Below are 6,304 nucleotides of genomic sequence, written 5' to 3' on the forward strand. Positions count from 1 at the left end.
TGAAGAGGCCCAAGCGGACCGGCTGGCGCCGGCTGATCCCCACCTGGCGCATGACGCTGGGCGCCCTCGTCGTCGGCGTCCTGCTGGTGATCGGCGGCTTCTTCCTCGGCTACTCGCTGGTACAGATCCCGTCGGCGGCCAACGCCCTCGCCACCAAGCAGAGCAACGTCTACCTGTACGCCGACGGCAGCGTCCTCGCCCGCGACGGCGAGGTCAACCGGGAGAACGTCAGCCTCGCCCGGATCTCCAAGGACGCCCAGCACGCCGTCCTCGCCGCCGAGGACCGCGACTTCTACACCGAGTCCGCCATCGACCCCAAGGCGATGATCCGGGCCGGCTGGAACACCGCCACCGGCAAGGGCAAGCAGTCCGGCTCCACGATCACCCAGCAGTACGTCAAGAACTACTACCTGGCGCAGGAGCAGACCGTCACCCGCAAGGTGAAGGAGTTCTTCATCTCGATCAAGCTCGACCGCGAGACGAGCAAGGACGAGATCCTCGAGGGCTACCTCAACACCAGCTTCTTCGGCCGCGGCGCCTACGGCATCCAGGCCGCCGCCCAGGCCTACTACGGCATCGACGCCACCCAGCTCACCGCCGCCCAGGGCGCCTACCTCGCCTCCCTGCTCAACGCGCCCAGCGAGTACGACGTCGTCGCCCACCCCGAGAACAAGGCCGCCGCCGAGGCCCGCTGGAACTACGTCCTCGACGGCATGGTCAAGATGAAGTGGCTCGGCCAGGCCGAACGCGCCGGACTGAAGTTCCCCACGCCCAAGCAGTCCACCGTCTCCACCGGCATGTCCGGACAGCGCGGCTACGTCGTCCGTATCGTCAAGGACTACCTGATCAAGAACGGCGTCGTCACCGAGGACGACCTCGCCCGCGGCGGCTACCGCATCACCACCACGCTCCAGAAGAACAAGCAGGACGCCTTCGTCAAGGCCGTCGACGACCAGCTGATGTCCGAACTGAGCAAGGACCGCAAGGTCGACTCCTACGTCCGCGCCGGCGGCGCCTCCGTCGACCCGAAGACCGGCAAGGTCGTCGCGATGTACAACGGCATCGACTACGTCAAGCAGTACACGCCCAACGCCACCCGCCGCGACTTCCAGGTCGGCTCCACCTTCAAGCCCTTCGTCTTCACCGCCGCCGTCGAGAACCACTCCGACACGCAGGACGGCCGCATGATCAACCCGAACACGGTCTACGAAGGCGACAGTGAACGCCCCGTGGAGGGCTGGAGCGGCACCCGCTACGCCCCGGAGAACGAGGACCACCGCGACTACGGCAACATCACGGTCCGCGAGGCCACCGACAAGTCCGTGAACGCCGTGTACGCGCAGATGGCCACCGACGTCGGCCCCGCCGAGGTCAAGGAGACCGCCGTCGACCTCGGACTCGCCGCCGACACCCCGGAGATGCCCGAGGGCCCCGCCATCGCCCTCGGCACCGCCACCGCCAGCCCCCTCGACATGGCCCAGGCCTACGCCACCCTCGCCAACCACGGCCGGCACAGCACGTACACCCTGGTCGAGAAGGTCATGAAGGACGGCAAGCACGAGGTCCAGCTGCCCGAACGGCACGAGAGCCAGGCCGTCAGCCGCGAGGCCGCCGACACCACCACGTCCGTGCTGCGCGGCGTCGTCCAGAACGGCACCGCCACCGCCGCCCAGGCCGCCGGCCGCCCCGCAGCCGGCAAGACCGGCACCGCCGAGGAGGACACGGCCGCCTGGTTCGCCGGCTACACCCCCGACCTCGCCACGGTCGTCGCCGTCATGGGCCAGGACCCCGTCACGGCCGCCCACAAGCCCCTGTACGGCGTCATGGGCCTCGACCGCATCAACGGCGGCGGCGCGCCCGCCGAGATCTGGGCCCAGTACACCCGCAACGCCCTCAAGGGCCAGCCGGTCACCGACTTCGACCTCCAGCTCCAGGCCGGCGCCGACGTCACCGCGCCGCCCTCCGCCGACCCGTCCGACGACACCGGCACCGGCGACGAGTCCGACGGCGGCACGGGCGACGAGGACGGCACCGGCGACGAGGAGACCGACACGGCCACCCCGGGCGAGAACGGCGGCGCCAGCACCGACCCGGGCGACACCGGCGACGACGGCGGCCCCACGACCGGCAGCCCCGGCACCGGCGGCGCCAGCACCGAACCCGGCCCCACCGGCGGCGGGGACGGCGACAACGGCGACGGCGGCACCGACGAGGGCGCCGACGGCGGGGCGGGCGGCGGCGAGTCGGACACCGGCGGATTCGTCGGCGGCCTGCCCGGCACCCCGCGCGACCAGTGAGACCCGCGCCCGGTCAGTGACCCGAGGTCGCCTTCAGACCCACCACGGCGACCAGCAGCAGACAGATGAAGAAGATCCGGGCGGCGGTCGCCGGCTCACCCAGCACCACCATGCCGAGCACCGCCGCACCGGCCGCACCGATCCCCACCCACACGCCGTAGGCGGTACCGATGGGCAGCGTCCGGGCGGCGTACGACAGCAGCAGCATGCTGGCCACGATCCCGGCGCCGGTGAACAGACTCGGCACGAGCCGGGTGAAACCCTCGGTGTACTTCATGCCGATCGACCAGCCGACCTCGAGCAGACCGGCGACGACGAGCAGAACCCACGCCATGACAAGCACCTCCGTGTAGCGAACTGAACGGGGTGCGTCGTCTTTTCCTTCAACCCGGTACGGCGCGTCTCGTCGGGATGTCTCCAAGGTAGCAAAGACAGCGCGAAGGGGCTGGTGACAGTGGTCACCAGCCCCTTCGCGCACTCTGCTCTACAGGTACAGCCCGGTGGAGTCCTCGGACCCCTCGAAGCGGTCCGCGGCCACGGCGTGCAGATCACGCTCGCGCATCAGCACGTACGCGGTGCCCCGCACCTCGACCTCCGCCCGGTCCTCCGGGTCGTACAGCACCCGGTCGCCCGGCTCCACCGTCCGCACGTTCTGCCCCACCGCGACGACCTCGGCCCAGGCCAGCCGCTTGCCGACGGCCGCCGTCGCGGGGATCAGAATGCCGCCCCCGGAACGCCGCTCGCCCTCACTGGTGTCCTGCCGCACGAGCACACGGTCGTGCAGCATCCGGATGGGCAGCTTGTCGTCCGGGGAACCGCTCTCGTTTCTCTTGGCGCTCACGCCCTGAAACCTACCTGCCCCGCCTCAGCCCTTGCGCCGCCGGGTACCGAGGGTGAGCAGGCCCACCGCCGCGACCACGACGAGCGCCACGGGCACGACCCGCTCCAGCCGCGGCGCGCCCCCCTCGTCCACGAACTGCGACTTCACATCGCTGACCACCCGATTGACCTGGACGTACGCCCGTCCGAGGGTGTGGTCGACGCTGGAAGCGACCTTGGCCTTCGCATCGCCCATGATCGTCTTCGGGTGCACCCGCACCCCGATCTCGTCGAGCGTCTCGGCCAGCACCTCGCGACGGCGCTTGATGTCCGCCTCGATCTGCGCCGGGGTTCTGATGTCCGACGTGTCCGCCACCGTACGCCTCCGAAGTCCTCTGACACTGTCCCGGACAGTCTGTCAGCTACTCACTGCTCTGCACTGTCAGGACCCCCGGTTACGCTGATCCGATGAGCGAGCGACTCCAGCCGGGGGACCCGGCCCCCGCCTTCACCCTCCCGGACGCCGACGGCAACGAGGTGTCCCTGGCCGACCACAAGGGCCGCAAGGTCATCGTCTACTTCTACCCTGCCGCGCTTACCCCCGGCTGCACGAAGCAGGCGTGCGACTTCACGGACAACCTGGAGCTGCTGGCCGGCGCCGGGTACGACGTGCTCGGCATCTCCCCCGACAAGCCGGAGAAGCTCGCCAAGTTCCGCGACACGGAGTCCCTGAAGGTCACGCTCCTCGCGGACCCGGACAAGAAGGTCCTGGACGCGTACGGCGCCTTCGGCGAGAAGAAGAACTACGGCAAGACGTACCAGGGCGTCATCCGCTCCACGATCGTCGTGGACGAACAGGGCAACGTGGAACGAGCCCTCTACAACGTCCGCGCGACGGGCCACGTAGCCAAGATCATCAAGGACTTGGGGATCTGAGGACGCCGCCCGGCCAGTAGCATGACCGGGCAGCAACCTCCCGCGGCCGTGGTGGAACTGGCAGTCACGCTGGGTTTAGGTCCCAGTGGGGTAACTCCCGTGAGGGTTCGAGTCCCTCCGGCCGCACCAGTATGTTCTCGGCGTCTCAGCCGAGCAGCTCCCTGACCACCGGTACCAGGGCCCTGAAGGCCTTGCCTCGGTGGCTGATCGCGTTTTTTTCCGCTGCCGTCAGTTCCGCGCAGGTGCGGGTCTCGTCGTCCGGCTGGAGGATCGGGTCGTAGCCGAAGCCGCCTGTGCCCGCGGGCTCGTGGCGGAGGGTGCCTCGGAGTTGGCCCTCGACCACTCGTTCCGTGCCGTCGGGCAGGGCCAGGGCTGCCGCGCAGGCGAAGTGGGCGGCGCGGTGGGGGTCCGCGATGTCGCCGAGCTGGGCGAGGAGGAGGTCCAGGTTGGCCTGGTCGTCGCCGTGGCGGCCGGCCCAGCGGGCGGAGAAGATGCCGGGGGCGCCGTTCAGGACGTCGACGCAGAGGCCGGAGTCGTCGGCGACGGCGGGCAGGCCGGTGGCCTGGGCGAGGGCGTGGGCCTTGAGGAGGGCGTTCTCTGCGAAGGTGACGCCGGTTTCCTTGACGTCGGGGATCTCCGGGTAGGCGTCCGCGCCGACGAGCTCGTGGGGCAGGCCCGCGTCGGCGAGGATGGCCCTCAGTTCGGTGATCTTTCCGGCGTTGCGGGTGGCGAGGATCAGGCGGGTCATGGGGTCCAGTATTCCGGACCCCGCGCCGTCCTCTTACGGCGTGCGGATCACGGCGTGCAGACCTTCGTCAGTTCGCCCGCCGCGTCGGTGACGGGGCTGAGGTCGGGGGTGTTGTCGCCGTTGTGGACCGAGGTGCGGACATTGTCGACGGCCTTGCCGAGGTCGTCGACGGCCTTGTTGACGTCGGCGTTGTCGGTCTGGTCGCCGATCTTGTCGAGGTTCTTGTCGATGGAGTCGAGGGACTCCTCCAGCTGCGTCGGGTCGGACGCGTTCTCCACCGCCTGCTGGAGTTCGGTGACGCTGTCGGCTATCGCGTCGGCCGTGCGGACGCAGTCGAGTGCCTTGTCGACGGCGTCGCAGCCGGTGGTCAGGCCCACGGTCAGGGCGGCGGCCGCCAGGGCTGCGGCGGCGTATGCGGTGCGGCGACGGCGGCTGCGTCGGATCGCGGCCATGGGTCTCGGTCCTCCCCTTGGGACAGGGCCGGTCGGCCCGTGTGAGGTGTTGCGCCGGGCGTACGGCGATGCGGCCGTACGCCCGTACTGCCCAAGACGCCGCGGCGGGCGGTGGAGTTGCGCGCCGGCCGTCGTTTTCTTGGCGTCCTCTTTACCGTTCGAGGACGGTGTCGAGGGCCTTGCGCTGGAGTTCGGCCAGTTCGGTGCAGCCGGCGGTGGCGAGGTCGAGGAGGGCGTTGAGTTCGTCGCGGGCGAAGGGCTCGGCCTCGGCGGTGCCCTGCACCTCGACGAAGCGGCCGTCGCCGGTGCAGACGACGTTCATGTCGGTGTCGGCGCGGACGTCCTCCTCGTAGCGGAGGTCGAGGAGCGGGGTGCCGCCGACGATGCCGACGGAGACGGCGGAGACGGTGCCGGTGAGGGGCTTGCGGCCGGCCTTGATCAGCTTCTTGCCCTGGGCCCAGCCGATGGCGTCGGCGAGGGCGACGTAGGCGCCGGTGATGGCGGCGGTGCGGGTGCCGCCGTCGGCCTGGAGGACGTCGCAGTCGAGGACGACGGTGTTCTCGCCGAGTGCCTTGTAGTCGATGACGGCGCGCAGGGAGCGGCCGATGAGGCGGCTGATCTCGTGGGTACGTCCGCCGATGCGGCCCTTGACGGACTCGCGGTCGCCGCGGGTGTTGGTGGCGCGGGGGAGCATGGCGTACTCGGCGGTGACCCAGCCTTCGCCGCTGCCCTTGCGCCAGCGCGGGACGCCTTCGGTGACGGAGGCGGTGCAGAGGACCTTGGTGTCGCCGAAGGAGACGAGGACGGAGCCTTCGGCGTGCTTGCTCCAGCCGCGTTCGATGGTGACGGGGCGGAGCTGTTGGGGGGTGCGGCCGTCGATTCGTGACATGCGGTGAGCCTAGCGACCCATGGGGAAGGGGCCCCTCCCGCAGTGGGAAAGGCCCCTTGCCGGTGAGCGGGTGGCTCACATCATGTCTTCGATCTCCGCGGCGATGGGGTCGGCGTCGGTGCCGATGACGACCTGGATGGCGGTGCCCATCTTGACGACGCCA

General features: G+C 70.1%; 9 protein-coding genes, 1 tRNA gene and 1 riboswitch. Of the genes, 3 read left to right on the plus strand and 7 right to left on the minus strand.

Translation table 11 applies throughout. The annotated features are described in order from the left end of the window. On the plus strand, nucleotides 1–2,297 hold a 2,297-nt coding region (locus tag GTW67_RS23225), incomplete at its 5' end, for a transglycosylase domain-containing protein (protein WP_237518993.1). Nucleotides 2,298–2,310: 13 nt separating this feature from the next. Here GTW67_RS23225 and GTW67_RS23230 read toward each other — a convergent pair. From GTW67_RS23230 to GTW67_RS23240, 3 genes are all read right to left on the minus strand, one after another. Further along, entirely contained in the window at nucleotides 2,311–2,631 is a 321-nt protein-coding gene (locus GTW67_RS23230; RefSeq protein WP_161166740.1) for a DMT family transporter, read from the minus strand. 31 nt (nucleotides 2,632–2,662) lie between these two features. Continuing rightward, nucleotides 2,663–2,729, minus strand: a riboswitch (guanidine-III (ykkC-III) riboswitch). Between the two features lie 52 nt (nucleotides 2,730–2,781). Beyond that, nucleotides 2,782–3,084, minus strand: coding sequence for a GroES family chaperonin (locus GTW67_RS23235; protein ID WP_202437592.1), 303 nt, complete (start codon nucleotides 3,082–3,084; stop codon nucleotides 2,782–2,784). A 78-nt stretch (nucleotides 3,085–3,162) separates the two neighbouring features. Then, entirely contained in the window at nucleotides 3,163–3,492 is a 330-nt protein-coding gene (locus tag GTW67_RS23240) for a DUF3618 domain-containing protein (protein ID WP_161166742.1), read from the minus strand. A gap of 92 nt (nucleotides 3,493–3,584) precedes the next feature. Here GTW67_RS23240 and bcp point away from each other — a divergent pair, with 92 nt between their 5' ends. Together bcp and GTW67_RS23250 are read left to right on the plus strand one after the other, a co-directional pair. Next, entirely contained in the window at nucleotides 3,585–4,052 is a 468-nt protein-coding gene (gene bcp / locus GTW67_RS23245) for a thioredoxin-dependent thiol peroxidase (RefSeq protein ID WP_161166743.1), read from the plus strand. A gap of 42 nt (nucleotides 4,053–4,094) precedes the next feature. Beyond that, a tRNA-Leu gene (locus tag GTW67_RS23250) sits at nucleotides 4,095–4,181 on the plus strand. A gap of 16 nt (nucleotides 4,182–4,197) precedes the next feature. On the opposite strand, the gene rdgB is transcribed toward GTW67_RS23250, so the two are convergent. From rdgB to GTW67_RS23270, 4 genes are all read right to left on the minus strand, one after another. Then, nucleotides 4,198–4,800 (minus strand): RdgB/HAM1 family non-canonical purine NTP pyrophosphatase, encoded by a 603-nt coding sequence (rdgB, locus tag GTW67_RS23255; RefSeq protein ID WP_161166744.1) that lies wholly within the window; start codon nucleotides 4,798–4,800, stop codon nucleotides 4,198–4,200. Between the two features lie 47 nt (nucleotides 4,801–4,847). Continuing rightward, a complete protein-coding gene (locus tag GTW67_RS23260; RefSeq protein WP_161166745.1) occupies nucleotides 4,848–5,252 on the minus strand; it encodes a hypothetical protein in 405 nt (134 codons plus the stop codon). Between the two features lie 151 nt (nucleotides 5,253–5,403). Beyond that, the gene (gene rph / locus GTW67_RS23265) at nucleotides 5,404–6,141 is read right to left on the minus strand and encodes a ribonuclease PH (RefSeq protein ID WP_161166746.1); all 738 of its coding nucleotides are present in this window, start codon (nucleotides 6,139–6,141) and stop codon (nucleotides 5,404–5,406) included. A gap of 75 nt (nucleotides 6,142–6,216) precedes the next feature. Beyond that, nucleotides 6,217–6,304: PTS sugar transporter subunit IIB (locus GTW67_RS23270; RefSeq protein WP_524539815.1), on the minus strand; the 88-nt coding region annotated here is incomplete at its 5' end.

The organism is Streptomyces sp. SID5910, assembly GCF_009862125.1.
Classification (GTDB): domain Bacteria; phylum Actinomycetota; class Actinomycetes; order Streptomycetales; family Streptomycetaceae; genus Streptomyces.

Excerpts from the sequence above, each read along its gene's own strand:
- bcp (WP_161166743.1), top strand. The coding sequence starts at position 3,585 with ATGAGCGAGCGACTCCAGCCGGGGGACCCGGCCCCCGCCTTCACCCTC.
- rph (WP_161166746.1), bottom strand. The coding sequence starts at position 6,141 with ATGTCACGAATCGACGGCCGCACCCCCCAACAGCTCCGCCCCGTCACC.
- GTW67_RS23235 (WP_202437592.1), bottom strand. The coding sequence starts at position 3,084 with ATGCTGCACGACCGTGTGCTCGTGCGGCAGGACACCAGTGAGGGCGAG.
- GTW67_RS23230 (WP_161166740.1), bottom strand. The coding sequence starts at position 2,631 with ATGGCGTGGGTTCTGCTCGTCGTCGCCGGTCTGCTCGAGGTCGGCTGG.
- GTW67_RS23260 (WP_161166745.1), bottom strand. The coding sequence starts at position 5,252 with ATGGCCGCGATCCGACGCAGCCGCCGTCGCCGCACCGCATACGCCGCC.
- rdgB (WP_161166744.1), bottom strand. The coding sequence starts at position 4,800 with ATGACCCGCCTGATCCTCGCCACCCGCAACGCCGGAAAGATCACCGAA.